Annotated in this window: 32 protein-coding genes and 1 tRNA gene; 16 read left to right on the top strand and 17 right to left on the bottom strand. The window is 59.7% G+C overall.

The window, feature by feature from the left end; genetic code table 11:
* Positions 1 to 35: 35 nt before the first annotated feature.
* A complete protein-coding gene (locus tag I5L79_RS10785) occupies positions 36 to 1,205 on the bottom strand; it encodes an SDR family oxidoreductase (protein WP_196955055.1) in 1,170 nt (389 codons plus the stop codon).
* Positions 1,206 to 1,383: 178 nt separating this feature from the next.
* On the opposite strand from I5L79_RS10785, the gene I5L79_RS10780 reads away from it, so the two are divergent.
* Positions 1,384 to 2,169 carry a S1/P1 nuclease gene (locus I5L79_RS10780; RefSeq protein WP_196955054.1) on the top strand — a complete coding sequence of 262 codons (786 nt, stop codon included), beginning with the start codon at positions 1,384 to 1,386 and terminating at the stop codon, positions 2,167 to 2,169.
* 65 nt (positions 2,170 to 2,234) lie between these two features.
* Here I5L79_RS10780 and I5L79_RS10775 read toward each other — a convergent pair whose 3' ends face one another.
* Positions 2,235 to 2,624, bottom strand: a complete 390-nt coding sequence (locus I5L79_RS10775; protein WP_196955053.1) for a VOC family protein — start codon at positions 2,622 to 2,624, stop codon at positions 2,235 to 2,237.
* A gap of 89 nt (positions 2,625 to 2,713) precedes the next feature.
* On the opposite strand from I5L79_RS10775, the gene I5L79_RS10770 reads away from it, so the two are divergent.
* Positions 2,714 to 3,421, top strand: coding sequence for a 16S rRNA (uracil(1498)-N(3))-methyltransferase (locus I5L79_RS10770; RefSeq protein ID WP_196955052.1), 708 nt, complete (start codon positions 2,714 to 2,716; stop codon positions 3,419 to 3,421).
* A gap of 52 nt (positions 3,422 to 3,473) precedes the next feature.
* Positions 3,474 to 4,142 (top strand): DUF4159 domain-containing protein, encoded by a 669-nt coding sequence (locus I5L79_RS10765; RefSeq protein WP_196955051.1) that lies wholly within the window; start codon positions 3,474 to 3,476, stop codon positions 4,140 to 4,142.
* A gap of 175 nt (positions 4,143 to 4,317) precedes the next feature.
* Here I5L79_RS10765 and I5L79_RS10760 read toward each other — a convergent pair whose 3' ends face one another.
* The 6 genes from I5L79_RS10760 to I5L79_RS10735 form a co-directional block, all read right to left on the bottom strand.
* Positions 4,318 to 4,869: a hypothetical protein gene (locus tag I5L79_RS10760; protein ID WP_196955050.1), complete on the bottom strand. Its 552-nt coding sequence runs from the start codon at positions 4,867 to 4,869 to the stop codon at positions 4,318 to 4,320.
* 35 nt (positions 4,870 to 4,904) lie between these two features.
* Positions 4,905 to 5,771: a bifunctional transcriptional activator/DNA repair enzyme AdaA gene (locus tag I5L79_RS10755; protein WP_196955049.1), complete on the bottom strand. Its 867-nt coding sequence runs from the start codon at positions 5,769 to 5,771 to the stop codon at positions 4,905 to 4,907.
* A 243-nt stretch (positions 5,772 to 6,014) separates the two neighbouring features.
* Positions 6,015 to 6,584 carry a 1-acyl-sn-glycerol-3-phosphate acyltransferase gene (locus I5L79_RS10750; RefSeq protein ID WP_196955048.1) on the bottom strand — a complete coding sequence of 190 codons (570 nt, stop codon included), beginning with the start codon at positions 6,582 to 6,584 and terminating at the stop codon, positions 6,015 to 6,017.
* A gap of 85 nt (positions 6,585 to 6,669) precedes the next feature.
* Positions 6,670 to 7,431 (bottom strand): patatin-like phospholipase family protein, encoded by a 762-nt coding sequence (locus tag I5L79_RS10745; protein WP_196955047.1) that lies wholly within the window; start codon positions 7,429 to 7,431, stop codon positions 6,670 to 6,672.
* 253 nt (positions 7,432 to 7,684) lie between these two features.
* Positions 7,685 to 8,533, bottom strand: coding sequence for an MBL fold metallo-hydrolase (locus tag I5L79_RS10740; protein ID WP_196955046.1), 849 nt, complete (start codon positions 8,531 to 8,533; stop codon positions 7,685 to 7,687).
* A 90-nt stretch (positions 8,534 to 8,623) separates the two neighbouring features.
* Positions 8,624 to 9,571, bottom strand: coding sequence for an acetyl-CoA carboxylase carboxyltransferase subunit alpha (locus tag I5L79_RS10735; protein WP_196955045.1), 948 nt, complete (start codon positions 9,569 to 9,571; stop codon positions 8,624 to 8,626).
* 254 nt (positions 9,572 to 9,825) lie between these two features.
* Here I5L79_RS10735 and I5L79_RS10730 point away from each other — a divergent pair.
* The 6 genes from I5L79_RS10730 (at position 9,826) to I5L79_RS10705 (ending at position 15,149) form a co-directional block, all read left to right on the top strand.
* Positions 9,826 to 9,899: transfer RNA gene (locus I5L79_RS10730), tRNA-Asp, on the top strand.
* A 151-nt stretch (positions 9,900 to 10,050) separates the two neighbouring features.
* Positions 10,051 to 11,331 carry a site-specific integrase gene (locus I5L79_RS10725; RefSeq protein ID WP_196955044.1) on the top strand — a complete coding sequence of 427 codons (1,281 nt, stop codon included), beginning with the start codon at positions 10,051 to 10,053 and terminating at the stop codon, positions 11,329 to 11,331.
* A 499-nt stretch (positions 11,332 to 11,830) separates the two neighbouring features.
* Positions 11,831 to 12,571 carry a hypothetical protein gene (locus I5L79_RS10720; RefSeq protein WP_073282589.1) on the top strand — a complete coding sequence of 247 codons (741 nt, stop codon included), beginning with the start codon at positions 11,831 to 11,833 and terminating at the stop codon, positions 12,569 to 12,571.
* Between the two features lie 131 nt (positions 12,572 to 12,702).
* Positions 12,703 to 13,152 carry a hypothetical protein gene (locus tag I5L79_RS10715; protein ID WP_196955043.1) on the top strand — a complete coding sequence of 150 codons (450 nt, stop codon included), beginning with the start codon at positions 12,703 to 12,705 and terminating at the stop codon, positions 13,150 to 13,152.
* Between the two features lie 288 nt (positions 13,153 to 13,440).
* Positions 13,441 to 14,337 carry a hypothetical protein gene (locus I5L79_RS10710; protein ID WP_196955042.1) on the top strand — a complete coding sequence of 299 codons (897 nt, stop codon included), beginning with the start codon at positions 13,441 to 13,443 and terminating at the stop codon, positions 14,335 to 14,337.
* Positions 14,334 to 15,149 carry an agmatine deiminase family protein gene (locus tag I5L79_RS10705; protein ID WP_196955041.1) on the top strand — a complete coding sequence of 272 codons (816 nt, stop codon included), beginning with the start codon at positions 14,334 to 14,336 and terminating at the stop codon, positions 15,147 to 15,149. Before I5L79_RS10710 ends, I5L79_RS10705 begins: the two co-directional genes overlap by 4 nt.
* Before the next feature lie 9 nt (positions 15,150 to 15,158).
* On the opposite strand, the gene I5L79_RS10700 is transcribed toward I5L79_RS10705, so the two are convergent.
* Complete coding sequence (locus tag I5L79_RS10700) at positions 15,159 to 15,548, bottom strand: hypothetical protein (RefSeq protein WP_196955040.1); 390 nt, start codon at positions 15,546 to 15,548, stop codon at positions 15,159 to 15,161.
* Between the two features lie 177 nt (positions 15,549 to 15,725).
* On the opposite strand from I5L79_RS10700, the gene I5L79_RS10695 reads away from it, so the two are divergent.
* From I5L79_RS10695 to I5L79_RS10680, 4 genes are read left to right on the top strand one after another with little or no spacing between them, the layout of a single operon-like run.
* Positions 15,726 to 16,871, top strand: a complete 1,146-nt coding sequence (locus tag I5L79_RS10695; protein WP_196955039.1) for a hypothetical protein — start codon at positions 15,726 to 15,728, stop codon at positions 16,869 to 16,871.
* 46 nt (positions 16,872 to 16,917) lie between these two features.
* The gene (locus I5L79_RS10690) at positions 16,918 to 18,438 is read left to right on the top strand and encodes a hypothetical protein (RefSeq protein WP_196955038.1); all 1,521 of its coding nucleotides are present in this window, start codon (positions 16,918 to 16,920) and stop codon (positions 18,436 to 18,438) included.
* Positions 18,431 to 19,249 (top strand): hypothetical protein, encoded by an 819-nt coding sequence (locus I5L79_RS10685; RefSeq protein WP_231403040.1) that lies wholly within the window; start codon positions 18,431 to 18,433, stop codon positions 19,247 to 19,249. Before I5L79_RS10690 ends, I5L79_RS10685 begins: the two co-directional genes overlap by 8 nt.
* Before the next feature lie 50 nt (positions 19,250 to 19,299).
* Positions 19,300 to 20,079, top strand: coding sequence for an HNH endonuclease (locus tag I5L79_RS10680; RefSeq protein WP_196955036.1), 780 nt, complete (start codon positions 19,300 to 19,302; stop codon positions 20,077 to 20,079).
* Between the two features lie 77 nt (positions 20,080 to 20,156).
* Here the strand turns inward: I5L79_RS10680 and I5L79_RS10675 are convergent, their stop codons facing one another.
* The 8 genes from I5L79_RS10675 to I5L79_RS10640 all read right to left on the bottom strand — a co-directional run bounded on the left by I5L79_RS10675 (position 20,157) and on the right by I5L79_RS10640 (position 23,838).
* Positions 20,157 to 20,651, bottom strand: a complete 495-nt coding sequence (locus I5L79_RS10675) for a hypothetical protein (protein ID WP_196955035.1) — start codon at positions 20,649 to 20,651, stop codon at positions 20,157 to 20,159.
* Positions 20,652 to 20,702: 51 nt separating this feature from the next.
* Positions 20,703 to 21,356: a PD-(D/E)XK nuclease-like domain-containing protein gene (locus tag I5L79_RS10670; protein ID WP_196955034.1), complete on the bottom strand. Its 654-nt coding sequence runs from the start codon at positions 21,354 to 21,356 to the stop codon at positions 20,703 to 20,705.
* A 45-nt stretch (positions 21,357 to 21,401) separates the two neighbouring features.
* The gene (locus I5L79_RS10665; protein WP_196955033.1) at positions 21,402 to 21,647 is read right to left on the bottom strand and encodes a hypothetical protein; all 246 of its coding nucleotides are present in this window, start codon (positions 21,645 to 21,647) and stop codon (positions 21,402 to 21,404) included.
* A gap of 59 nt (positions 21,648 to 21,706) precedes the next feature.
* On the bottom strand, positions 21,707 to 22,390 hold the full coding sequence (locus I5L79_RS10660; protein WP_196955032.1) for a hypothetical protein: 684 nt from the start codon (positions 22,388 to 22,390) through the stop codon (positions 21,707 to 21,709).
* A gap of 102 nt (positions 22,391 to 22,492) precedes the next feature.
* Positions 22,493 to 22,807 carry a DUF3846 domain-containing protein gene (locus I5L79_RS10655; protein WP_196955031.1) on the bottom strand — a complete coding sequence of 105 codons (315 nt, stop codon included), beginning with the start codon at positions 22,805 to 22,807 and terminating at the stop codon, positions 22,493 to 22,495.
* 50 nt (positions 22,808 to 22,857) lie between these two features.
* Entirely contained in the window at positions 22,858 to 23,142 is a 285-nt protein-coding gene (locus I5L79_RS10650) for a hypothetical protein (protein WP_196955030.1), read from the bottom strand.
* Positions 23,139 to 23,453: a hypothetical protein gene (locus tag I5L79_RS10645; protein ID WP_196955029.1), complete on the bottom strand. Its 315-nt coding sequence runs from the start codon at positions 23,451 to 23,453 to the stop codon at positions 23,139 to 23,141. Before I5L79_RS10645 ends, I5L79_RS10650 begins: the two co-directional genes overlap by 4 nt.
* Entirely contained in the window at positions 23,446 to 23,838 is a 393-nt protein-coding gene (locus I5L79_RS10640; RefSeq protein ID WP_196955028.1) for a hypothetical protein, read from the bottom strand. The genes I5L79_RS10645 and I5L79_RS10640 overlap by 8 nt, the downstream gene beginning before the upstream one ends.
* Positions 23,839 to 24,007: 169 nt before the next feature.
* Here I5L79_RS10640 and I5L79_RS10635 point away from each other — a divergent pair, with 169 nt between their 5' ends.
* From I5L79_RS10635 to I5L79_RS10625, 3 genes are all read left to right on the top strand, one after another.
* Complete coding sequence (locus I5L79_RS10635) at positions 24,008 to 24,415, top strand: SLOG family protein (RefSeq protein WP_196955027.1); 408 nt, start codon at positions 24,008 to 24,010, stop codon at positions 24,413 to 24,415.
* A 985-nt stretch (positions 24,416 to 25,400) separates the two neighbouring features.
* Positions 25,401 to 25,895, top strand: coding sequence for a M15 family metallopeptidase (locus tag I5L79_RS10630; protein WP_196955026.1), 495 nt, complete (start codon positions 25,401 to 25,403; stop codon positions 25,893 to 25,895).
* On the top strand, positions 25,882 to 26,340 hold the full coding sequence (locus tag I5L79_RS10625) for a hypothetical protein (RefSeq protein WP_196955025.1): 459 nt from the start codon (positions 25,882 to 25,884) through the stop codon (positions 26,338 to 26,340). Before I5L79_RS10630 ends, I5L79_RS10625 begins: the two co-directional genes overlap by 14 nt.
* Positions 26,341 to 26,374: the final 34 nt, after the last annotated feature.

Below are 26,374 nucleotides of genomic sequence, written 5' to 3'. Positions count from 1 at the left end.
TGCGGGCCTTTTTGCTTTGTATACTGGCCTTTAGGCTAGTGTACGCTGGGCGTGCTGTCGTTTACCGGGTAAGTGAACTGGGTTTCGATAACCGGTGCCGGTGCCACGGGCGCGGCCTGAGGCTGTGGTTGTGGTTGTGGTTGTGGTTGTGGTTGTAGCTTTGCCGGGGCAGTGGCAGTGCTGGTACCATTGGTTTTCTTGCCCCGTCCCAGCACCGATACCAGGGCTAAGCCGGCACCCGCGGCCAGGGCCATCTTGAGTACGGGCACTTTGCTGGTCACGGCTTGGGTATAGTAGCTGTTTTCGCGGGTGTGGCCGGGGTAGTTGCCGCGTTCCTCCAGTGCGCCCATGGGGTGGTCGAGGGCGTTCTGGCTGAGCGGGCGAGGCGGGTAATCGGCCTTTTCCTGCTTGACAAACGCGTTTTCCATAAACTTATCGAGCAGGCGCGGCGTCCATTGCTCCATTTCGATAAAGGCTTTGCCGCCTCCGCCCACTACTACCGAACGCTCGAAGGTGGTAGCACTGTGCAGGATGGCGCGGGCTACGGTTTCGGGCGCGTAGGCAGGTGGGGCGTGCTTGGCTTCGCGCTCCATAAAGTTTTTGGCGTGAATGGGGTACGGCGTGTCAATGGCGGCGGGCTGAATAAGCGTCACCGAAACCGGGGCGCCCTCCATTTCCAGCTCCATGCGCAGGCCGTCGGTGAAGCCTTTCACGGCGTGCTTGCTGGCCGAGTAGATGGTCTGCAGGATGGCAGTAATATCGCTCAGGATACTGCCCACGTTGATAATGGCCCCGCCCTTGTGCTTGAGGTGGTGGGCAGCTTCCATCGAGCCGTTCACCAGGCCCCAGAAATTCACGTCGAAAAGCTGGCGCATATCTTCCTCCGGAATCTGGTCGAGGCGGCCGTAGATACTTACGCCGGCGTTGTTTACCCACGTATCGAAGCCGCCAAAGCGCTGCTCGGCTTCGCGCACGATGTTTTGAATGTCTTCGCGCCGGCTTACATCGGCTACCACGTAAGCAGCCTCGCCGCCGTGGTCTTCAATTTCTTCTACCAGCTCACGCAGGGCTTTTTCGCTGCGGGCCGCCAGCACCAGCCGGGCGCCCTGCTGGGCCGCCATACGGGCCGTAACAAGACCGATGCCCGAGGAGGCGCCGGTAATGACGATAACCTGGTCGCGTAGTTTTTTGAGTTTGGGTGCCATGGGAAAAATGCTTTTTATCCTTGAATGGGAATAGTGCTTTTTTCTATACGACAGGCACCACGTTCCGGCAGTGTAAAATATGGCGCTGCGGACCGGCAACGGAGCTTACCATACATTGAATGCAGCTATCCGCCGAAAAACGGGTATTTTGCGGACACGTTCTTTTTGGTCTTTTTTCATGTTGAACCGTTTTCTACCACTGGCCTTCGCGCTGCTGGCTCCTGTCGCCTCCCACGCCTGGGGCGTGGATGGGCACCGCGCCGTAGGCCGCATTGCCGAGCGCCACCTCACCTCTAAAACCCGCCAGGCCGTGCAGCGCCTGCTGGGCACGGAAACCCTGACGTTGGTGAGCACCTACCCCGACGAAATCCGCTACTATCCCGATTTCAAGGAAACCGGGCCCTGGCACTACGTCAACACGGCTTCGGGCCTCAACCAGGAGCAGTACCTGACGGAGCTGCGCGGACAACAGCAGGCCAACGCTTACAATGTGCTGCTGGCCAAGCTCAAGGAAGTGAAAGACCCGGCCAAAACGCCGGCCGAGCAAGCTGTGGCGCTCAAGTTCATTGTGCACCTCGTAGGCGACGCCCACCAGCCCCTGCACGCGGGCCACGCTGAGGACAAAGGCGGCAACGACATCAAGCTGAAATTCCGGGGCAAGGACACCAACCTGCACAGCCTCTGGGACAGCGGCCTGATTGACTACCAAGGCCTGACTTACACTGAAATGGGTCAGGCCTATGACTGCAAGCTGCCTCGTGCCCTCACCCAGGTATGGGAAAAGGCCACGGTGGAGCAGTGGTTCTGGGAGTCGTACCAGGCCAGTGAGCAGATTTACAAGGAAGCCCCCACCGGCACCGACATCGACTACAAATACTTTCCGGCCCACTCCGAGCTGATGAAGGTACGCATCCAGCAGGCCGGTATCCGGCTGGCACGACTGCTGAACGACACGCTGGGCTAAGCTGTGGATGTAAGCCTTGCTGTGAAAAGCCTCCTGGCACAAGCTGTGCCAGGAGGCTTTGTATTTTAATTACCGGCGCCCGTTACCCGCCAGGGCGGATTTTTGCGGTTCTTGCCGGCGTGATACAAAATCAGCTGGTGGCCATCTGGGTCTGTCAAACGGGCCTCGCGCCACAGCCACGGCTGGTCGGTGGGCAACTCATCGAACATTAAGCCGGCAGCCTGCAGCTGGCACACCCGCTCATCCAGATCGGCACATTCAAAATATATCCAGATGCCGCTACCGACGGGCAATTCTTCTGCGTGGTGCAGGGAAAACGTAGCATCACCCTCGGGGCATTCAAAGCGGGCGTAGCGCGGCTGAGCATCCACAATCAGGTGCAAGCCTAGGCGCTGATAAAACGCCACGGCAACGGGCAGATTGCGGGAAGGAACGGTCAGCTGATTCAGGTTCATGAGCGCCCGGGTTGGTATGAGCAGGTTATAGTGGCAATATGCACCCGCGGGCGCAATTCAGGCCCATCAATTCGCCGTAGCTTTGCCGTATGCCACACACTTTTTTCGCCCCCGACCTCGCCCTGCCCACCTATACCCTACCCGAGGATGAAAGCAAGCACGCCGTCCGGGTGCTGCGCTTGGCGCCCGGCGATGCGGTAGTGCTGGTAAACGGGCGCGGGGGCGTGTTTCAGGCCGAAGTAGACATGGCCGATGCCAAGCGCTGCCGCCTGCGCATCACCCGGGAAGAGCAGGTGCCGCGCCGCCCCTACCAGGTGCACGTAGCCGTGGCACCCACCAAAAACCTCGACCGGATGGAGTGGCTGGTGGAAAAAGCCACGGAAATCGGCGTGGATACCCTCACATTTCTGCGCTGCGCCCGTTCCGAGCGGCGGGAGCTGAAGCTGGAGCGCCTGGAGAAAATTGCCATCAGCGCCCTTAAGCAGAGCGGGCAGGCCTGGCTGCCGCAGCTTTCCGAGTTAACGGATTTCGGCCGCTTTCTGCCTACTGTGGAACCCGCCACCACCTTCATTGCCCACCTCGACGAAGGGGAACGGACTCCCCTAGCCCGCGTGGCGGCAGCCGGCTCCGGCTGCCGCATCCTCATTGGCCCGGAAGGCGACTTTACCCCCCAGGAAATTGATGCGGCTTTTGCCCGGGGCATCCGGCCTGTAACCTTGGGCAACTCGCGCCTGCGCACCGAAACCGCCGCGCTGGCCGCCGTGCACACCGTGCACGTAGCGCGGGAATTAGTATAGCGTGAACTTTGTAGTTTGCGGGAGTCTGTTACTGATTGAATTAAACGCCCCTATGCTCAAGAATCTGCTTTTTTTGCTATTTCCGCTGCTGTTGTCGCTCACGGCGGCCGCGCCTGTAGCGCCCAGCTTCCGCATTGCCAAGCTGCACTACGGCGGCGGGGGCGACTGGTACGCCAACAAAACCAGCCTGCCCAACCTCATCCGATTCTGCAACCAGACGCTGAAAACCAACATAGCCCCCGATGAGGCCACCGTGGAGCTCGACTCGCCGGAGCTGCTTACCTACCCTTTTGTGCACATGACCGGGCACGGCAACGTGGCCTTCACCGACGTGGAAGCCCGCAACCTGCGCCGCTACCTCATTGGCGGCGGCTTCCTGCACATCGACGACAACTACGGGCTCGACAAGTTTATCCGGCCCGAAATGAAAAAGGTGTTTCCTGAGCTGGAATTCGTGGAGTTGCCCTTCTCCCACCCCATCTACCACCAGAAATACCCGTTTCCGCGCGGCCTGCCCAAAGTGCACGAGCACGACGGCAAGCGGCCCCAGGGTTTCGGCCTGCTCTACAAAGGCCGGCTGGTGTGCTTCTACTCCTATGAGTGCGACCTGGGCAACGGCTGGGAAGACTTGGGCACCTACCCCGAAGACACGCCCGCCACGCACGAAGCCGCGCTGAAAATGGGCGCCAACCTCGTCACCTACGCCCTGACGCAGGAGTGAGCGAAGTTGGCCAGGAAGAAGGAACGACAGCCTTAGACATTGCCAACATATTCTTCAAACAAAAAGCCCCTAGCGTGTGCACACGTCAGGGGCTTTTCACATAGTAGGGCTCATCTACGTTGCCCAGGACCGATTGCTTCGTCGTTCGTACTCGCAACAACACGGTACTCACCCCTCAGAACCGGCGCTGCAGAATCTCGCCCAGGATGAAGGCGCGGCGTACATCGGTGGGGTTGCGAAGCTGCTCGGCAAAGGACGCTGGGGGCGCTTGCTGGGCTTGCTGACGGCTCCAGTAGTCTTCCTGACCGTGCTGCACGGCGGCGCGGGGCTGGGCAGAGGCCCGGCGGGCAACCGTGGCCGGCGCTTCCAAGCTGCGCGGTTCCCGCATCTTCGCGGGCTTTTCCTGGCTGCGTGCCGGCTCAGTAGCCGCTTCCAGGGACCGGGTGGGGCGGGCAGCTTCCTGGGGCAGGGCCCGACCAGCCGGCGTAGTAACCGGGCCTTTTGCTTGGCCGGTATTTTCGGCCATCATCTGCTGCAACAGGTCTTCAAAGGACTTCGCCGAGGGGCTGGACGTCACGGGGCGGGGCTTGCCTGTGCTATCGGGCCGGGAGTAGCGCCGCTCCTGCTGCTCCCGGGCCGTGGTGGCGCGGGCTTTCTGAATCATGCGCCATACAAACACGACCAGCGCGACCAGAATCCAGAGTACGGTTTGCAGTTTTTCGGGCATGGAGCGGCGCGGTAGCGGGTAGAACGACGGGTAAGCTACGCAACTTGGGCCGTTTGTTTTTCAGCCTGCGCCATTTCCCAGCCAATCAGGGCTTTTTTCGTGACGCTGCCCCAGCGGTACTGGCCCAGCGCGCCCTCTTTCCGAATAACGCGGTGGCAGGGAATAAGTACGGCCACGGGGTTGGCACCTACGGCCGAGCCCACGGCCTGCAATGCTTTAGGCTGGCCAACGGCTTGGGCCACGTGCTGGTAGCTGACGACCTGCCCGCCGGGCACCCGCAATAGTGCCTCCCACACCTTCACCTGGAAATTGGTGCCGCGCACGAGCAGGTGCAGCGGCTGACCGGCCACGGGCGCAAACGCCCGCTCCACCAGTGGGGCCGTCATCTCCTCATCGGGCTCGAAGCGGGCCTGGGGCCAGTTTTTCCGCAATTCCTGCAAGGCGTTTTCGGCATCAGTTGCTTCAGCGCCCAGCAGGTGCAGGCCACACACGCCCCGGCCCGTAGCCGCCAGCAAGGCCGGCCCGAAAGGGGTAGCGTGCACCCCGTAGCCGATGCGCACGCCCGCGCCGCCCGTGCGAAACTCGTGCGGAGTAACGGCCTCCAGGGTCACGAACAGGTCGTGCAGGCGCGAGGAGGCCGACAGGCCGGCTTCCTCGGTGGCTTCAGACAACGAGGTGGCCTGAGCCAGGCGGGTTTTCAGAAAATCGGCGGTGAGGTACTGCACGAAGCGTTTGGGGCTGATGCCGGCCCACTCGCTGAATAGCCGCTGAAAGTGAAACGGACTCAGGTGCACGGCCTCGGCTACTTCGTCGAGGCTGGGCTGGCGCCGAAAGTTTTCTTCCAGGAATTGAATGGCCCGGGTAATGCGCTGATAATCGGAGATGGAAGCAGAAGCAGACATAGTGTAGGGGCTTAAGGAAAAATAAAGCTACTGCCCTACTCCCGCGCCCTCAACCCGATTCTTGCGGAGTTGCGCGCTGCTTCCTACTTTATGCCACAAAGAATTTGAAGTGCTAAGTAAAGTTTTGGTCGGTGTAGAGACGCATACTTGCGTCTCCCCGATTATGCTATATGTTCAACGAGGAGACGCAAATATGCGTCTCTACAATTGATCCGCATCAATCAGAAAGCCAGTCAAACGTCCTTACCGCACGCCCTGCTCCGGAAAGCGTCCCTGCTTGGTGCGGTAGAAGGCTTTGATTTCCTCCAGGTCCTTTTCGTAGTCGCCGGTGGGCCAGAACGCGGGGCCTACGCCAGCTTCCTTCTTGCTGTAGTCAAGGTAGCCGAGCAGGATGGGCACCCCGGCTCCCATGGCCGCGTGGTAAAAGCCCTTGCGCCACTTAGGCTGGTACTTGCGGGTGCCTTCGGGCGTGATGAGAATCACCAACTCGTCGCGCTCCTGGAACAGCTGAATCATTCCGTCTACGAGACTGTTGTTGCGGCTACGGTCCACCGCCAATCCGCCCAGGCTGCGCACCAGTGCGCCCAGCACCGGAATAGTGGTCCACTCCTTCTTGATGGTGAGCTTCACGTCCACGTCCATCAGGAAGAAAGCGGCGCGGGAAAACATAAAGTCCCAGTTGCTGGTGTGCGGAGCGGCAATCATCATGCTTTTCTTGATGTCGGGCGGAACCTGCGGCCCCAGGTGCCAGCCGGTTATCCAGAACCAGAACTTCGAAAACAGATACCAGAAAGTAGAAGTCTTGCGCGCCATGCGGGAAATGAGCCGGTAGCGGGGTGAAAATGCTACGGCGAATCAAAGCTAGAGAAATGTACCGGAAGCGCCCAACCGACGGCCCTCAGCTTAGCAGCTGGTCCAGGTCGCGGGCCCGGCTGAGCGTGTAGCGGTAGCCAATGTCGAACAGCTCGGAGGCGCGGCGGTAGCTCAGGGCCCGAAACTGCGCCAGCTCCGGGGGCTCCAGGAGCAGCCGGCACTGCTGCTTGCTAAGCACGGTGTTGCCGCCGATGGCCAGGTTCAGGGTGCGCTCAATCAGGCTGGGCAGGGACGTAACCTGGGCCGCGCGGTTGGGCGGATTGCAGTGTACGCCTACCAAGCGCAGCTCGGGCCGGGCCAGCAACGGCTCTACGGGCAGGTTATTGAGCAGCCCCCCATCCACCAGCTGGCGGCCCTGGTACTCCACCGGCCGGTACAGAATGGGCACCGCCGAGGTGGCCATGAGTGGCGGCACCAGCGGCCCGCTGCTAAACCACACCGACGTACCTTCCACCAGGTCGGTAGCCAGTAGCGTGACGGGCAGGCGCAGCTGCTCGAACGTGGCATTGGCGCCCAGATGCTGCTCAAACAGCGTACCTATGGCCGCCATGTGCAGCAGTCCGTAGCGGCTCAGGGCAATGCGCGTGAGGCGGGTGAGGTTGACGTCCTGCAGCAGCCGCAGAATGTCCCGGGGTGGAAAGCCTGCCGCGTAAAACACCGCCGCAATGCCCCCCGACGACACCCCCGCCAGCGCCCCAATGGGCACTTGCAGCTCATCCAGCGCGGCCAGCACGCCCAGGTGCGCAATTCCCCGCGCCCCACCCCCGGAAAGTGCCAGTCCTAGCATGTGGTGAGGTGGTTAATGTGCTGCGATTCGCTAGCGTGGAAAATGTGCTGAAGTGCTAATTACGACGTGTCATTGCTTCGGCTTCGCCTCGCAATGACACGTCCTGAGCAATGCAACAAGCCCCAAGGTGTGACAACACCCCTGACGCCTGCGCAAACGTCAAGGGCGTTGTGGGAGAAGAATGTGTCTCGTGTTGTCCAGGACGGATTGCTTCGGCTTCGCCTCGCAATGACAGCTAAATCACCTGCATATTCTACAGCTCCGTCAGAGCAAACGTTTCGGCCAAGCGTACGCCTTTTTCCGTGTGCTGCACGGTGCAGCAGGCGGCGGCGGGGTCGTGTTCCAGCAGCAGCACCCAGTTTTCGTCGGCGGCGCGGCGCAGCACCTGCTCCTTTTCGGCCAGGGTTTGCAGAGGGCGCATGTCGTAGCTCATCACGTAGGGCAGCGGAATGTGCCCTGTGCTGGGCAGCAGATCAGCCATGAACGCCAGCGTGCGGCCTTTGTACTCCAGCACCGGCACCATCATCTTCTCGGTATGCCCATCGGCGAAAATGATTTCCCGGAACATGGGCAGCTCGGCCGGTACCCCAGCGGCAGCATCGACAAAGCGCAGGTGGCCGCTTTCCTGAATGGGGAAGATGTTTTCGCGCAGAAAGCTGGCTTTCTCGCGCGGGTTAGGCGTCACGGCCCAGTCCCAGTGGGCCTGGTTGTTCCAGTACGTGGCATTGGGGAAAGCCAGGTCCAGCTTGCCGTCGGCCTGGCGTACTACTGAGCCCCCGCAGTGGTCGAAGTGCAAATGGGTCAGAAATACGTCGGTGATATCGGAGGACGTGAAGCCGAGCTTGCGCAGAGACTTTTCCAACGTGTCGTCGCCATGTAAGTAAAAATGGCTGCGGAACTTCTCGTCCTGCTTGTCGCCGATGCCATTATCGACCAGCACCAGCCGGCCAGCGTCCTCAATCAGCAGACAGCGCATGGCCCAGGTACACATATTGTTCTGGTCGGCAGGGTTGAGCTTCTGCCACATGCTTTTGGGCACCACGCCAAACATGGCGCCGCCATCCAGCTTAAACAGCCCGGTATCGAGGGTATGAACGTGCATAAGTCATTGGTAATGAAAAAGAGGGAATGAAGAATTGACGTTGGCCTGTTTCTTCCTTCCCCCTTTTCAATTCTTTATTCAAACTCAACCTTATCCTACCACCACGCCCATGGCCGAGAACTTGTCGATGCGCTGACTGATGCGCTCTTCGGCGGGCACGGCTTCCAGTTCGTCGAGCGTTTTAAGGATAGTTTTCTTCAGGGTTTTGATCATGGTGGCGGTGTCGGTGTGGGCGCCGCCAAGGGGCTCCTTCACGATGCCATCCACCAGGCCGGCCTTGAGCATGTCGTTGGCCGTGAGCTTGAGGGCTTCGGCCGCCTGCTCTTTGTAGTCCCAACTGCGCCACAGGATGCTGCTGCACGACTCCGGCGAAATCACCGAGTACCAGGTATTTTCCAGCATCAACACCCGGTCGCCGATAGCAATGCCCAGGGCTCCGCCTGAAGCGCCTTCGCCGATGATGATGCAGATAACCGGCACCTTGAGCAGGAACATTTCCTTGAGGTTGCGGGCAATGGCCTCGCCCTGCCCCCGCTCCTCGGCCTCCAGGCCCGGAAAGGCACCGGGCGTATCAATGAGCGTGATGATGGGTTTGCCAAACTTCTCAGCCAGCTTCATCAGGCGCAGGGCTTTGCGGTAGCCCTCGGGGTTGGGCATACCAAAGCGGCGAAGCTGGCGCTGCTTGGTATTACGACCCTTCTGCTGCCCGACAATCATGACGGAGCGCCCTCCCATCTCAGCAAAGCCACCTACCATGGCCTGGTCATCGGCCACGGTTCGGTCGCCGTGCAGCTCAATGAATTTGTCGGTCATGCCCTCAATGTAGTCGAGGGTGTAGGGCCGCTCGGGATGGCGCGAGAGCTGCACGCGCTGCCAGCGGGTGAGGTTCTGGTAGGTTTCCTTTTTGAGGGCTTTGATCTTGGCTTCGAGGGCCGCTACGGCTTCTGAGACGTCCACCTGGCTGTCGAGGGCCAGCTGTTGCATTTCACGGAGCTTGCCTTCGAGAGCGGCAATTGGTTGTTCAAAATCGAGGAGCATTGCCACGGCAGGATGCGAGAGAAGTTGCGGGGTGAGAGAAGAAAGCAAAGGTAAGTGAAGCCGTGCTTACGGCGCACGGCCCGGCCCTATCGTTTTTCAGAGAAAATTTTCTCCCTGATAAACAGCCGCTACCGCCGCCGCCGGAAAGTATTTTGCCGTTTTTACGGCCCAACAGTTGCGTCGTGCGCTTCCGTCTTCTACTTTTGCACCACTTCACCGGAAAGCAGCTGGCTTTTCACAGTGCGGTCTACCTTGGTTCGGTAGTTCAGTCGGTTAGAATGCCGCCCTGTCACGGCGGAGGTCGCGGGTTCGAGTCCCGTCCGGACCGCAACTATTTGTTGCAAAGAATCCCCTAGAGTCGCAAATCTGGTAACAGAAGCGGTTTTAGGGGATTTTTGCTTTGGGATGGATCAGGATTTGGACCCTGTATATGCGGAAATGCGCCCCCAAACGCACCCCCACATACACCCCCATCTCCCATGACGTTTCGGTTTGAACTTCGTACTGACCGGCCCGACGCTGCGGGCCGCTGCACTGTTTACCTGCGCGCTTACTACGAGGGGCAACGGCCCCGCTTCGCCACGCGGGAGAAATGCCTACCATCCGAATGGAATCCGGAAAAAGAGCGGTTCCGCCGTTCGCTTGGCGGGTACCAGGATGCTAACGATTATCTGGACTCCATTACGGAGCGGTTGCAGTCAACTTACCGGAAGCTACTGACGGAGGGTAAAAGTGTGACTCCAGAGCTGTTGAAGGCCTCGCTCCTGCCGGCTGAGCCGGCCCCAGAGCCGGTAACGATGCTGCCAATTTACACGGAGTATACTGACGCGCTGGAAGCGCGAGGCTACCGGGGCCCCACACTACTGGTGGTGCGCTCGGTATCGAAGCATCTGCAGAACTTTGAAGCTAGCCGCCGTAAACCCCTTACGCTTGGTCAGTACGATGTGGCCATACATGATCTATTTCTCTCTTACCTGCGGGTACGATTGAAAATGGCGCCTAATACTGTAGCCAAGATTGTACGACGGCTTAAAGCATTTCTGCGCTACGCCCGTGATGAGCGCGGGTTCATATTGGGTATTGAGTTAACTGCCATCAAGGCGGATTGGGTTGACGTAGACAAGCTATGCTTGGCCTCCTCTGACCTCATTAAATTGGAGCGTGCGATGCTGCCATCGGGGCTAGTACCCACTCGAGATGCCTTTTTATTCTGCTGCTATACTGGACTGCGGTACTCAGATATGCGTAGTTTGACCGGAGCCAATGTGCACGAATGGCAGGGCAGCCGAATTCTACGGCTTACTCAAACAAAGACCCGCACTGGAGTCAGTATCTACCTGACCGCGCCGGCAGCGGAATTATTGGATAAATACGCTGGCACTCGGGTTAGGCTGCTACCAGGGATGACGAACCAGGTAATGAATCGGAACCTGAAGCGCATTGCGCAGCTGGCTGGTTTGGTGGAGCAGGTAGAAACGGTAGAATTACGACAGAGTGAGCTGGTGAAGTCCTCAGTGGCTAAATGGAAGTTGGTGACTATGCACACGGCCCGTCACACGTTTGCCACTCAAAGCCTAATGCGCGGCATGCCAGTGGAAGTGCTGCAGAAAATACTAGGCCACGCCAAGATTCAAACAACGATGGTCTATGCCAAGATTGTAGAGGATTTCCAACACCAAGTAATGCGGCGCGTGTGGGAAGGAAAGAGCAGCGAGGTAGAGGTATCCAGCACAGTTTGCGTGGTGGAGCCGGCGGCTTGAATCCACCATTCTACGATGAATAACCGGCCCGCCAAGCGGGCCGGTTCTGTTTTTAGGGGCGAGGTGACTTCTCTTTTTGGGAGTATCAGCGGGGCGCTCCTGAAACAGCGGGCGAAACCACCGCAAATTCTGGGGGCGTAATTGGGGGCGTAAGCCCGACTTCATACCTGCAGCATACTGAAGCCATACCTAAGCCATACTCTAGCTATGCCAGAGCTATACTGATGCTTGGTAGTAGGCAGATGGCCTGAGGTTAATGCAAGTATTTTATCGTCTTTATTCTACTTTAGTAAGTTAATTATTGCATTTTGATAAATATTTGAGTGATATTTGAGAAAGTTATAGCTGATAATTCTACTGCTTTCCACTGCAGAGACAACAAACTCACTGGGGTAAGGCTTCAAAAACAAATCACGCGGCGTTACTGGGGGGGCTGCACCTGGTAGGAGTCGGTAATGAAAGCAGCCATATATTTTTTTCACCTTTTACCCCTACCACTATGGCACGTCAGAGCGGCGTAATCCAAATCAGTGGCACCGTAGGCGGCGTCGTTTTTGCGAAGGACGGCACGGTGCGCCAAAAACAGGGCTCGAACAAGAGCCAATTCAACTCCTCTGCCTCCATGCAGCGCGTGCGGGAGAATGCCAGCGAGTTCGGCACGGCAGCCAAGGCCGGTAAGCTGGTGCGCGATGCTTTGCGTCGCGTGGTGGTGCTGGCTTCTGACCGTCTGATGGTGTCGCGCCTGGCCCAGAAAATGAAGGAAATCCTCAACCTGGACGAGGATTCTGACCGTGGCGGGCGCCAGATTCTGCCGGAGAATCTGCCGGCGCTGCTGGGCTTCGACTTCAACGCGGGCTCGTCCTTCTCGGGCACGTACTACGGCGGCGTAGAGGCCACGCTGGACCGGGCTACGGGTACGCACACGGTGAATCTGGGCGAGTTGAACCCGTCGCGCGACGTGGCCGCTCCGCAGGGTGCTACCCACTACCGCATTACGGCGGCCGTGGGCAGCATCAATTTCGAGACGGGTGCGGTGGCCAGCGCCGAAGCCAGCACGGTGGAACTGCCGCTGAGCAACGCGGTACGTCCGGCCGAGGCGCTGCAGCTGGTGCGCGCTGCCGCGGCTGATGAGTCGTTGATTGTGGCCGTGGGCGTGGACTTTTTCCAGCAGCTGAACGGCAAGTTCTATCCGCTAAACTCCAACGCCTACAACGCGCTGAGCGTGGTGGCTATCGGTTAATTGTAGACCTGAGACGGTGGGAAGTGAGAGGTAAGACTTTCGTTCCGGTGTAAGCTGTGGACAGAATTCTTCCTCTTACAACTCACCGTTTTTGTCTCCCTTCTCATCTCTCATATTCTCACTTCCAGTATATGGCAACTCTCACCCCCTACCAACGACAATTTCGCACCCGGATGAAGCGGGCAATCCGGTTGCGGGCCTCCGCCGATGCCAAGGCCCGGCGCTATACGCAGAAGCTGGCAGATGCTATCGGAGCCGCCGAAGACGCGGCTACGCAGATGAACGAGCTGAATCAGCTCTACAACGTGGACGTGAGTACTTACACGCTGCTCACGCAGGCGTTGCACGCCAACAGCGGGCAGGAAGTGCTGCTCGACCATCTGGCCCAAAGCACACCGGGCGAAGAGTTGGTGATTTTCAACCAGATTCCGAATGGCAATGGCGGGCTGCCGCTGCCGGGTAACCCGCTGTTTGGCGAAGCGATGGCCACACCGCCGATTGTGCAGCAGCCCGATATGGCGCAGAGCGCAGAGGCTTCTCCACCGCAGATTATCGAGCGGGAACAACAAGTGGACATTTAACCTGCCTACCGGAATAAAAAAGGCCAGTCTCCTGATGAGGCTGGCCTTTTTTGGTTTCTGCAGTTGCTATTATAGCAATTATAATTATTGTATTTATTTTATAATCAACAAGACCTATATTGTATTAAAAAGAATGCAAAAGCATTGCGAATACCTGATTCATTGCAGTTCTTGCCTTCGTAAAAATTGAATTTAAGCATGGATACCCCTGAACAATACCGCCATTTTCTAGAGGATAGCCGGGTAGTCGGTGCCTCAGCCAAAGACACATTGTCGCAACTCCCCCCTATGCCCCGCTACTTGTATTACTACTGGGACGAACACTGGCTGGGCAGCGCGCAGACTTGGGACGATTTCACGTTTGTCTGGATGGCCGCCACCCGGTGGGGATGGCCGTTGCAGGATCTGCACAAGTGTTCCTTGCTGGAGCTGTGGCAGAATGCTGACCGCTTAGCCGCAGAAGGAGTGCCCTATATACAGCTGTACGCGGAATGGCTGGTAGCTAAAACGTTGCGGGAAGAGAATGCCAATGCACTGCTACTTCAGCTGTTTTTGCAGCTACACGTAGCTGAAGGACGCTACATCCCAAAGATTATTGACGCACTGGCTTATCTGCTGCTTAATCGGTTTGTACTGCATGCTGGAAGGCAGCAGTATCAGCTGACCGATATTGAGTTCTACTACCGTCGCGCGCCGCATCACAATGACCCGTATGTGCACGGTGGTCCGGAACAGGAGCACACGGGCACTTGGTTCTATAACCTGGCCGGTGGACTCGACCTAACGTGTGGGGACCGGGCAAGCGGGGCCGAAGGGGGAATACTGCTGCGCGGCCTACGGCAGCTGGATGGAGAAGGCTGCATATCAGGTATTCAGCTGGTGTTGCGCGAATTAGTAACTGCCTTGGGCGGAGCCCTAAGCAGCGGCTCCGGCTGGTGGTTGGGTATGGCTGACTCTCGAGTTGACATGCCCGTTTGGCGCACAACTCGGCAGGGGCTGGTAGAGAAAGAGGACCCGCTGGCTACGGACTTCCGCCAACGCCCTTACCGCTTTCTAGCTGATGCTGGCTACGTGCGTACACTACGAGGCAAAGAGGCTCTGGTTGTAGAGCTGCTGGAAACCGGCCAAGTAGGTGGCAATGAAGTTGCCCACCTGTTAGGCTATAAGCCCGCGTGGCTGGCATGAGAACGGTATTCGTGGCCGATACACTGCCAGGGGCTTTTCCCCAAGCACACTCCGAGCTGGCAGCAGCTTTACAAGCGGCCGATTACCAAGTTAACTACTTAGCAGGCACGCGTGACGTCTGGGTTCGTGATTTTATGCCGGTTCCAGTACCGGGCGGTGGTTGGGTGCAGTTTCGCTATGCTCCATCGTACCTGCGCACTCAACGGGAGCGGCTTACCATTACCGCTGCTAGACCGTTATGCAGCACTCTGGGGATCAGAGCGCGTCAGTCTCACTTGGTAGTGGATGGCGGAAACGTGGTGTTTGTGGGTAGCACCGCTGTACTGACGGACCGGGTATACAGCGAGAATCCGGGGGTAGCGGCCGGGGAAATACGGAAGCGTTTGCAAGAGGAATTACAAGCAGAAAGGCTGGTAATTATTCCGGCACATCCGGACGATTTCACGGGGCACGCCGATGGCATGCTGCAGCCTGTGGATGACCAGACGGTACTGGTTAGCGCTTATCGTAATGAGAAGCCGGCGTTTACGGACCTGTTTCGAAGAACTTTAGCGCAGGCCGGTCTGAGCAGTATTGCCCTTCCCTACAACCCCTATGGTAACCGGACTTATACTGATGCGTCGGGGGAGTATGTAAATGCGCTGCAGCTGCCGGACCTGGTTCTGGTCCCGTTGTTTGGCCAGCGCGAAGACGAGGCCGCCATGCGCACGTATGAGGCCGCGTTTGCTGCGCGCCGTATAGTTGGGGTCAGAGTTGAAGACGTGGCCCGGCAAGGCGGAGCTTTGCACTGTATCAGTTGGACTGCCGCGTGAAGGCCGGAATTACAAAACACTGCCTCGCTGCTTGCGACTAGCCGCTCGGGCGCGGCGCTCGGCTACTTTCATAAAAAAGGACTCCTGCAGGGTATCGGCGTGGTTGCGCCGCTGCCAGTCCAGCAGTTCGGCCGCCGTAATGCGCTGGCCGCGGGAGCTGCCGGTGCAATCGATATAGCGCAGGCGGCGGGGATGACTGGCAGGAAGCTGGGTGTAGGCGCGCACGGTTCCGGCGTGTAGCTGCAGCAGCTTGGCGGCCTGCGGGAAGGAGAACATCACCTCGGGCAGGGGCAGGCGGGAAAGGATGGTGGCCACCTGGTGCGCTATTTCCTGCTGAATGGTCTGCTCGAGCTGGGCTTTTTGGTCGTCGGTGAAGGTGAGGGTGATTTCGGGTATCATGGCAGAACGGGTAGAGTGAACAGGGCCAAGGAGTAACTGGACGATTTGCGGACGATATCTACAAGTTTTATATTCTGAAAATGCAACAGCTTATTATCTTGCGGGGCATTGGCATGGACAAGCAGCGACTATTGTTTTCGACTGATCAGTCAGCTCTAAAAATATATTTTTTGCTATATGAGAATAAAACTACCCTTCTGGGGTCGTCGTCAGCATGACACTGGTGAAGCGCTGACTGAAAACACCGGCGTAGCGGCTGCTCCAGCTGAACTTGTGGCCGCGCTGCCAGCGGTGGCCGCTCCAATTTCAGAATCGATCAAAGGCGACAAAGTCCTCAACGGCCCTGATGAGCAGCGCTGGATTGAAAACGATGGACTGCTGCGGGATGAAGGTGTACTCTTTGGCATGAGTGGTGGCGATATGGCCGCTAAGCTTGCCGTTATCGAGCACTATTACGCCCGGCAAATCCGGGAAGCCGAACAGGAGTGCCGGCTGGCCGGTGAGCGGCTGGAAACGGCGCAGCAGGTACTGAGTCAGCAGCAAAACCTCATGAAGGAGCGGCGGCAGGAGTGGCAAGAACTGCACACGCGCCTGACGCTGGCGGCACATGACTTTCTGCGAGCTACCGTAGGAATGGTGCTGTACGGGGGCGTAATCACGCTCGTGTATTTTCTACTATACGACTGGTTGAAACCTTATTGGCCCCGGCATACTGGGCTGATTGTAGCCGGGGTGTATGGATTTGGAATGCTGAGTTTATTCCAGCGCGGCTCTTTCCTGTACGCTGGTAACCGCCCCGTAGCGGGTACTGAACCCAGTGAGGCCACAACCGGAACTGAAGCGGCACGGCCACCGGAGAAGTGGAAGGTGATGCTAGAGGAAGTGGGCGTGCCGGCCGTGACGGCCCTGCTGGCCGTGGTCTGGGGCTGGCCCGACCACACGCCGGCCCAAGGCGTGGCCATGTACCTGTTCCTGTTTTTCGCTTTTCTGTTCACGGGCAAAGGATTCCTCAACAACATCGTGCGGGTCACGACCAGCCTGCGGGCGGTGGGCAACAACTTCCGGCAGCGTAAATGGCGCAAGCGCCGGCTGGCGGAGCTTACCAAGCTGCAGGTGGAAGATGAGCGGGTACTGAAAGAGCGCACCGATGTAGCGCGTTTATTAGAGGAGAAGCGGGACCTATTGCCCGACGCCGAGCAGCTGCGCCTGCAGTGTCTGACCAAGCAGGAGCTGTTCCGCAGTGAGTACGTTCTGGCCAATGAAGCCCGGGGCGTGCTGACGCTGGAGGAAGTTCTGAGCGTACGCCCTGAGCAGGCCAATTAAGTATCCCGGGCCGGCACAGCGCCCGTATCCCTGATTTACGATTTAGATGGCAGAGCAAGAAACTACCGCTACCACTGGCAGCGAGCAAACCCCTACCCCGGCAAGTGAGACAACGGCGGTAACCGTTTTACCAGCCCATACGCCGGCTCCTAATTCGGCACCTAGTGACAACCAGTCGTATTCCTTTCGGGCCTACGACCATGGCTTCACCAATGGGCTGCTACGCATTGAGGCACAAGACTTCGAGACGTTTGCGGAGGAATCGGAGAAGCTGCGCTTCATCCGTCACCAGCTGTATCTGGTGGAAACCGAAATCCAGGAGCTGCGCGAGACGAAAGTTACCGTAACCAGCGAGCGGCTGCGGCTGACGCAGGCCCGGCTGGAGGCGGAAGCACGCCAGCAAAACCTGCAGCTGCAATTGCGCCGGGCCGAGGACAAATGGCAGGAAAACCGGGCCAGTCAGACGGCTATCGACGAAACCAAGCAAGGCTTAAAGCCACCCTATGCCTGGCCCCCGGCCATCCTGTATCTGCTGGCGGGCTTCGTGTTCATCATGGCCGATATTGCCGTGATGCACGACATCACGCATAGCAGTCTGAACATGCGAGGTACGGTGGAGCCGTGGCTATTTTCGGTGGGTTTGGCCTTTGTGGCCTTTCTCATCAAGCCGGCTATTGATCGAATTCTGGAGAAACCTTACGAGAAAGCGGAAGATGTTAAACTCAATCATCGGGTGCTAGTAGGTTTCGCCGTGGCGGCGCTTATCATGCTCGGTGTCATGGGTTATTTCCGAAGCCAAGCCACATCGATTAAGGCTCAGACTAATTCTATTTCAAAGGAAATCAACGGCAAACAGCAGGAAAAGGATTTGGCGGATGATAGGCAGCAAGACTCCTCGACTTTGCAGAAAGAAATCACTGGACTTGAAGTAAGAAAGCAGGAATTAAATGCCCTGCTTTCTGAAAGTCTACCAATGAAAATCAGCCTGATATTAGCGGCTATGCTGTTTGCCATTGCCGGGGCCGTGTGCCTGGGCATTGCGTTTCCGGCCATCAACAAGCTGCACCGCAGCCAGTTTGTGCTGCGGAACCGACTACGGAAGCTAGTTCGCAGCGGCTTGCCGTTGGAGGAAGCGGTGACAGCGCTGGAAACGCAGCTGGCTCAGGAGCAGCAGAAACAGCTGCTGCTGCTGTTCACCTTCCAGGAGTTGGCGGACTTGCCGACCCTGACTACGCGTCTGGGTGCGCTGCAGGCCCGGGATTTGGTGCTCCGGCAGGAACTGGTACTTTGCCAGGCGGCCCGCCACCGTAGTCTATACCGGGATGGTAAGGCCCGCGGGGAGATTTACGAGCTGCAAGGCACGTTGAGCTACTCCGTGACCGATGCCGACCGGCGTGTGGCCGAATCCCATTCGCTGGAAGGCAGCGCTGCCACTGTATCTGCCTCGCCGGAAGAGGATGCCCGGCGCACCGGCAAGCGCCCGTACGTGGTACTGCGCCGCCTGATTTCCAAACACTACACCCGCCACCGCCAGAATGAACAGGCAGAAACCATCGAAATTGAATAAGCTATTTGTGTCCTCGTTTTGGGTCCTATGCTGTGGTGCGCTATTGTTGGCATCAGTTTGTCTGGCGGCACCCGTTGCCACTGTCGCTGCTGAGCAAAAAGTTACAACAGGTAGGAAACGGGTATTGGTTTTGATTGACCGTTCCGCCAGCATACAATCCGACGCAAATCAAGCTTTTGAGCGCATTGTAGAGCAAATCAACAAGATGGGAGGATACGGGGATGAGCTAGGAATAGGCTTCATTCACGGCAAAACCACAGCCAACGCACAGATTTTCAGAATCGAAGCCCGCCGCCCTGCAGATTATGCCGATATGGGTGGACTAGACCAGGACGAAGCAGATACGGATTTTGAGAATCAAGTACGCCAGCAAAGACGGAGGATGAAGGATGCTCTACGCAAAAGCTTGACCGTGGCTGCTAGCGACAAAATTGTACAGTGGTCGGATGTGTGGGGAAGCTTGGCAACCATGGATACCTTCTTCCGCAGTGCTGGCCTCAGTGACAACTGCCAAGTATTCATCGTTAGTGACCTGGTGGAATCAATGCCCGGCGCGGGGCGGCGTGACTTCCATAAGCAGCACCCGGCCAACGACGCCGCGCAACTCCGGCAGATGGCGCGAGCCGACGTGCCCAAGATCCGGAGTATCTACGGGCTGGGCAGTGCCTCCCCGTTGAGCAAAGTAGACCAGTTCACGGTGCTGTTTCCGGCCAGTGGCGTGCAGAACTCCCAAAACAACGCCATGACCCAGTACTGGACCAACGTGTTTGAACTGTTGGGGCTTTCCAGAAGCAAGATGTTGTTTCAGTAGGCTATTGGCCTTGTTAATCACTGCGAGTTCATTGCGAATCCACTGCTGCTATGAAACAAGGGCAACGCCTCTGGACGCGGGATGAATTGCTGCTGGCCATCAACCTGTACTGCAAGCTGCCGTTCGGGCAGCTGCATAAGGGCAATCCGGCCATCATGCAGCTGGCGGGGCTGCTGGGGCGCACGCCTAGCTCGGTGGCGCTGAAGCTGGTGAACTTCGCCAGTCTGGACCCGAGCCTGGACCGGGCGGGCATGAGCAACGCCAGCCACCTGGACCGGCAGGTGTGGGCGGAGTTCTATGCCGACTGGGCGGGGCGGGCGTTGGAAAGCGAGCAGCGGCTGGCCGAAGTGCAGCACCTGACGCTGGAAGAAGTGGCGGCGGAGTATGAGCCGCTGCCGCCGGTCCCGGTAGGCCGAGTCCGGGAACAGTTGGTGCAGGTGCGGGTGAATCAGCAGTTTTTCCGGCGCACGGTGCTGGCAGCCTACGACAATACGTGCTGCGTAACGGGGCTGCGGCAGCCGGCGCTGCTGGTGGCAGGCCACATCCGGCCCTGGGCGGTGGACGTGGACAACCGGCTGAATCCGCGGAACGGACTGGCGTTGAATCCCCTGCACGACCGGGCGTTTGAGCTGGGGCTATTCACGATTCGGCCCGAGGACTATGTGATTGAAGTAGCACCGACGGTGCGGGCGGGTAACCGGCCGGACGCGCAGGCGGCGGGCGTTATGCTGGGACAGTACCATGGGCAGCCGCTGCGGCTGCCGGCGCGGCGGCGGTTTCTTCCGGACCCGGCGTTTCTGGATTGGCACCGGGCAAAATGGGCCGTCTAGCTTAGCTGCTACTCTATAAAGTAAACGGCCCCGCCTTTTCAGGCGGGGCCGTCGTTGTTGAGAATGGGGTATTTACTTTATTGCAGTGCAGTAGCGTCAGTTACGTCGATGGCTATATCTGCTACGCTCTTGGGGGCGCTGGTCTTGAACTTGAAGTGAGCCGAGCCACCGGGCTTCACGAACTCGTAGACCAGGTAGCTCTCCTCCCCTATCACCGTGCCGGTTTTGGAGAACCACTGAATAGTAACTACCGGGTCTTTGAATGAGGCCAAAGTGGCACTGCTTTCGACGTTACCTTCGATGACTAATTGATCAATCAGGTTGCGCCAATGCTTGCCAGAAGCATCAAGGAATTCGGCGGGGTTCGTTTGTTCCTTTTCCAACAACTCGGCGCGTAGTTCGGCTGCGGTCTTGGGGGCACTAAATTTCTCATAGATAGGATCATCGTAGCGGGAACCACCTGCATTTGAATTGCTAATAAGGAATAGAAAACCAAGCCCACATGCTATCAGACACAATAACACGATACCGAAAGCACGACCTTTATCCGGTGAAGTAGAGGTATTTTTCATATCGACAATATTACTGCAAGGACTTCGATTCCTAAACCAGAAAATATGATTTTATGCAACCTGGTGGCTGTACTGTCGGCGGCTATATTCGCGGAGTAGAGCCTGATACTTTTTACGGCCTTGGTGCATTAAAACCAGGTTGGCACTTACCTCCACCGTCCAGAGGGCATGAGGTGCTTTCTTTTGCACGCCGATGATGAGGAAGCGGTCGGCCTGCAGGGCGTCGAGGTAGAAAGCGGCCTGGCGGTCGTAGTCGTACTGCTCGATGGTGGTTAGGAAGTGAGCCAGGTCGCGGCAGCTGGTGGTTTTGAAGTCGATGAGGGTGAGGCGGCGGCCGGCGGGGCTGCGCACCAGCAGGTCGGGGCGCACCTTTACTTCGACGCCGGTGGCGGTATGCACGGCGGTATGGGTTAGCTCGGGCTGGCCCCGGTACAGTAGGTCGCGGCAGTAGCGGTTGCGGCGCACGAGGCGGGCCAATTGCTCCAACTGCTCCCACGGGCATTTGTCGTCGGTGCGGGCGTAGGTGGCGGGCTCCAGGGTGGCCGCGTGGAAGGCGGTGCCGTAGGCCAAGGCGGCGGGACTGGGGTTGCGCAGCTGGCCGAGCACCTGAGCTTTGAGGTTGGAGAGGTCGGTGTTGCTGACGTGCAGCAAGGCACGGTGCTGGGCCTGGGTCAGCTGGGGGAAGGTTTGGACGTTTTGGAACATGGGGAGTAAGTAGCTAGAAATTAGGAGTTAGAATGGCCTGGGTGCTTACCAGACGAGGGCGAGGCGCTGCTCTTCGCCGGCGCGGTGGAGCCAGATGTGGGCCCCGCCGCAACCAACTTCGTAGGCCGGGAGCGGGAACAGCTCGCGCACGGCCGGGGCCAGGTCGCGCAAGTCGGGTAAGGGTTCGGCAGCTTCGATGAGCTGGGCCAACGCGGCGAGTTGGGCAGCTTCGACTTCGTCGCGGGCGGGCTGGTGCACGACCAGTTGCGGAACTTCGAGAGAGGTTTGCATGGGCAGTGGAATGAAATGGCCAAGTGGCCCCCTTCCCTATTGGGTTGGGGGCCGGGGCACTACTGGGCCAGCGCGGCAGTGAGGGCCGCTTCGAGCTGGGCGGGTTCCGACTTCGGGTTGGTGTAGCCGTGGCTGGTGCGCACGTCGGCGGTGCCGGTGGTGGTTTCCTCGCGCCAGATGGGAAAGTCGCGGGCAAACTCGCGGCGGGCCTGCACCTCCTGCGGGTCGGCGGGTTCGTAGCTGAACTCGGCGATGTAGTAGGTGGCCTTCTTGCCGTCCTTGGTGGTTTCCTTCTTGCTGGCCTGCACTTTCACTACCACGTCGGCCAGGGTAAGGTCGTCGTAGAACAGCGGCTCGATGAGCCGATACAGGTTTTCGACGCTGTAGCCGTGGAAGAGCACGGCGCAGATGGCGCCTTTGTCGTCGGCGTAGAACAACTCGGCCCAAAGCTTGCGGCCCATGTTCAGAATGTCGTCCTGGAATACGCGCCAGGCCAGCGGAATGAAGCTGAGGGCGGGGCCTAGCGGCGTGGTGCCGTTGATGTTGAACTGGCCGGCCTTGGCATCAAAGCGGATTTGGCGCGGGTGGCCGGGCAGGTAGCGGAAGCGCGGCACCTGCTGCACTTCGCCGGTGGCCTCGTCTACTTTGTCGATGAGGTAAGCCGGCGCGGCTTCGGCGGTGGGGGTGTTGGTGGCCAGGAGTTGAACGGCCGGAATCTTGGGGGCTTTGGTGGCGGTTGCCATAATAAAGAGGGAGTAAAGAGTGGGGCCAGTCGGCGGCCGGCCCCTTCGCCGTATTGAGGTTGGAAATCGTGCAAGCGCCGCTTGCACAAATGCGGGCGGGGGCTAGCGGAACTGCTTGTCGTGGCAGAGGATGGCGCGGCCCACGATACTATCCTGGCCGCGGGCTTCGGGCTGGTGCTGGTACCAGAGGTAGGTAGCCAGCAGGTTCAGGTAGCAGGGGGTGCGGAATTTGCCTTCGTCGTCGATGATGAGAATCAGCTCATCGGTGAGGCGCACCACGTCCACTAACTGGCAATCGAGTAGTTCGTAGAGTTCGGCCAGCTTGAAGCTGCGGCCGTTGCGGGGGCTGACCGGCTGTGGGTTGGCACTGTGCGGGTCGAGCAGTTGGGGCTGGTAGGTAGTAGCGGTAGCAGGCATTGTGCGGGGTAGTTAGGCCCTCGCCGGGGTGGCGCGGGCCGGTGGCTGGATTATTTCAGGTCCCACGGGTGGGGGTGGTAGTCGTCGGCCGGCGTAGGCAGCAGGCCGTAGCAGTCGGCCGGGCTCAGGCGCGGGGCGTTGAAGCGGGCAGCAGCAGCGGTGGCTGCCTCCTGGGTGGTGTAGCGGCCGGGGGCGGGCTCCTGCTGGTAGTGACCGGGGCCGCCGGGCACGGTACCGGGCTGGGCCACGTCGCGCACCACGGCCCAACCGGGGCCGCTGGCATAGAGGCAGGCCGCATACCAGCGGCCCGCCTGTGAAGTGATGCCGGGCGTCATGCTTGAGTGCCTTCGCGGAAAAGGATTTCCTCCAGCTGCTCAGCCAGGGCCTGCTCCTGGGCGCGGCCAACGTACAGCGGGCGGCCGGTGCGCCGGCAGTACACGCCGCGCAAGCGCACATGGGGCTGCTTCTGTCGTGACCAGCTGAATTCATCAGCGGATACCCACTGCACGTAATAGGCCACGGCAGCTACTATCTCACGCAGCCCGCCGAACAGCGACACGGGTAGCTCCCGCTCATGGAAACAGCGGCGGCGGGAGTAGCTGCCCGCCCCTACCGGGGCGGGCGCTACGGCGGCGGCGCTATACATAGCGGGCCGGAAAAAAGCGGCGGCGGAAACGGGCGCAGCGGTGGCGCTGGCAGCGGTAGGAAAAGCCGGGGCGGCGCACGGGTACCCCGGCCAGGGTACCGGCAGCAGCGGCCATCACCTGCGCGGCATGGGCCACAACTATGGCCGCCAGCAGGCTGGGCGCAGGCTGGGCAGCGGCAAAGGCCTGAACGGCAGCAGTAACCGCCGCGAAGGGGCACTCCGACTGCCCCATGTGGCAGGCCTGGCCGATGTGAAAGGAAGCGGTGTACTGGGTTTTGGTGTAGCCCTCCGGGGCTACGTAGTGGCTGATGGTGGCGAAGTGGCAAGCGGCGGGGCCGGACCAGGCAGCAGCCAGAAGCTGCGAAAACTGCAAAGCGGTGAACATGGGCTGTAGATGTTAGCCGTATGGTGCGCTGCCGTGGCCTTTGGCGGGCGCGTAGCGTCCGGGCCTCTCCCGAACTTCTATTTAAATATACGCAAAACTTCCTAGAACATTATACCAAAGTAGAACAAATTTTTAGCACTACAATACATTTTATTTTGTAACTTAGGATATGAATAATACAGAAAGCAGCCCCGACCTGCTGGGGCATACTGTGTGGACGGTGGCAGTGGTAGGCAGCCGGGGTATGACGGACTGCCCGGCCCTACTGACGCGCCTAGAAGCCCTGCGGGCCGGGCAACAGCTGGGCCTGGTAGTAAGTGGTGGCGCGGCCGGCGTGGATGCCCTGGCCGCCGCCTGGTGCCGCGCCCACGGGGTGCCCGTGGTGGAGCTACGCCCCGACTACCGCACCCACGGCCCTGCCGCACCCCATGTGCGCAACGCGGCCATAGTGCACCGGGTCGGGCTGGTGCTGGTGTGCTGGGACGGGGCCAGCCGGGGCACGCTGAGCGCCGCCCGCGCTGCCGCCCACCTGGGCCGCCGCTGCGAGTGGCTGGTGGCCCCACCCCCACGCGCCTGAGCCAGGCCGCGCCGGGTGATGGGCAGGTGGCGGGCCAACAAACCTGAATGCCTCGGCCTGGGGGTTTGGGGGGGCGGCCTGAGCACCCCCAATAGACCGGCCCGAAGGGCACCTTATGAGGTGGTAGCAGCCTGTTGAGGGCTGCGGTAGCCGAGGCAATGCAGAGCGGAGCGGAGCATGATGCGGGGGCTTGGGGGCCTCCCCAATAGACACTCGCCGAAGGCACCGAATTGTGCGTTGGCAGAGGCGGGGCGACCAAGCGACGCAGGAGCGCGGGAGGCCGGCCGGGGCGGTGGATATTGGTAGCGGAGGCCGGGCACCGGTGCGGGGGCTGGTGGGTGGCAGCGGGGGCGGGCCGGAGCGTGGGACGGTCGGCAGGCACGGCAGCAACCTGAGTGAGTGCGGGAGGTGGAGCGCGGGGCGGGGCGCAATGACTGGCGCGAGTGGCGCGCAGCAAGCATAGTGAGGGAGAAGCGCAGGTACGGAGCGACGAGGGAACGAAGCGCCGCGTAGCAGAACGAGTAGAGGGAATGAAGGCCCGGCTGGCGCGGGCAGGGGCTTCGGTAGCGGAGGCTGGCCGCCGGGCGGTGGGTTTGTGAGGCAGGTCGGCGGTGGGCCGGAGCGTGGAACGAGCGGTGAGCAGGCTGGCAAGCGGCGCCTTTTGGGGTGCGGCCTGACGGCCGGCGGGGGAACGGCAGCCGACTGCCGGGGCCCGTTTTCAGGGCCTGGGCGGGCGGCGTGGGGCGGCTCGTAGCAGGAGCAGCTTCAGAGTATCCGGAGGATGCGCAAGGGATAGGAAGGGGGGCGACGCAGGAGCCCGTGCGTCAGCACCGGAGCGTAGCGGAGCCCTGGATAGCCCGACCCGAAGGGGTGCGCCCAAAATAGTACCATTCGAGGCACTCATCCGACAGTTGTAAGAATTGGGAATTGATGGAATTATTTACCTATTTTGATACACAATATCAAACATTTCACCTTCTACTTTATGACACAATCGAGCACACTGGTGAAAGAGCGGCAAGTACCGCGTTTAAACGCAGTGCAGGAGCAGCGGCAGGTGACGCGGTTGGGGCAGGCAGTGCCGTATCTGGCGGCGGCTTACCGGCAGGCGCTCGGGCGCTGGGTTGGGGACCCGGTGTTGCGGCTGGTGGGGTTACCGTTTGTGACGGAGTGCTACCGGAGTCCGGAGCGGCAAGAAGAGCTGTATGCGCAGGGCCGTACGAAGCCAGGGCCGATTGTGACCTACAAGCGCGGGGGGCAGTCGAACCACAACCTCTCGCCTACTCCGGCGCTGGACGTGGCCTTTCTGCTGGCCGATGGGTCGGTGTCGTGGTCGGGGCTGTTGCTGAGCAAGTTTGCGCGGCTGATGAAGGCGGCCGATGCGCGGGTGGTGTGGGGTGGCGACTGGGTGACATTCAAGGACCGGCCGCACTTCGAAGTGCTAACCGGGCAGCAGAAAGGAGGTGATGGACGTGGCTAGTCCGATTCTGGACAACTGGGGCGTGGTGACGTCGGTGGTGGGCGGCGGGGTGGCAGTGTTGCTGTACTTCGTGAAGAGCTGGCGGGATGTGGAGGAGCTGAAGGAGCACCGTCGCAAGCAGGAAACGCAGACGTCGGTGCTGGCGGAGAAGGTGGATAGCTACCACACGGCGGCCGTAGCACGGGAGGCCAAGCACCAGCAGGCTTACGAGCTGAAGTTGCAGGAGCACCGCTCGGAGGTGCTGCGGGAGCTGGGCCTAGTGCGCAAGGAAGGCGCTGATGCGGTGCTGCGCCTCAACGAGAAGGTGGACGCCCTGGATAAGCTGCTGACGGTGATGGTGGAGCGGCAGAACCAGCTGCTGGACGCCTCGCGGCGGCAGGAGTCGCGCAATGAGCGGATAGACCGGGTGCTCTGGGCCCGGGGCCGGGACGGGCCGGATGAATAACGGGGGCAAGTTGTGCAGCAGGTTGCTGCACGAT

This window comes from Hymenobacter guriensis (genome assembly GCF_015773195.1).
Classification (GTDB): domain Bacteria; phylum Bacteroidota; class Bacteroidia; order Cytophagales; family Hymenobacteraceae; genus Hymenobacter; species Hymenobacter guriensis.
The sequence above is the reverse complement of the archived record's forward strand: the minus strand, read 5'-3'. Positions and strand labels throughout refer to the sequence as shown.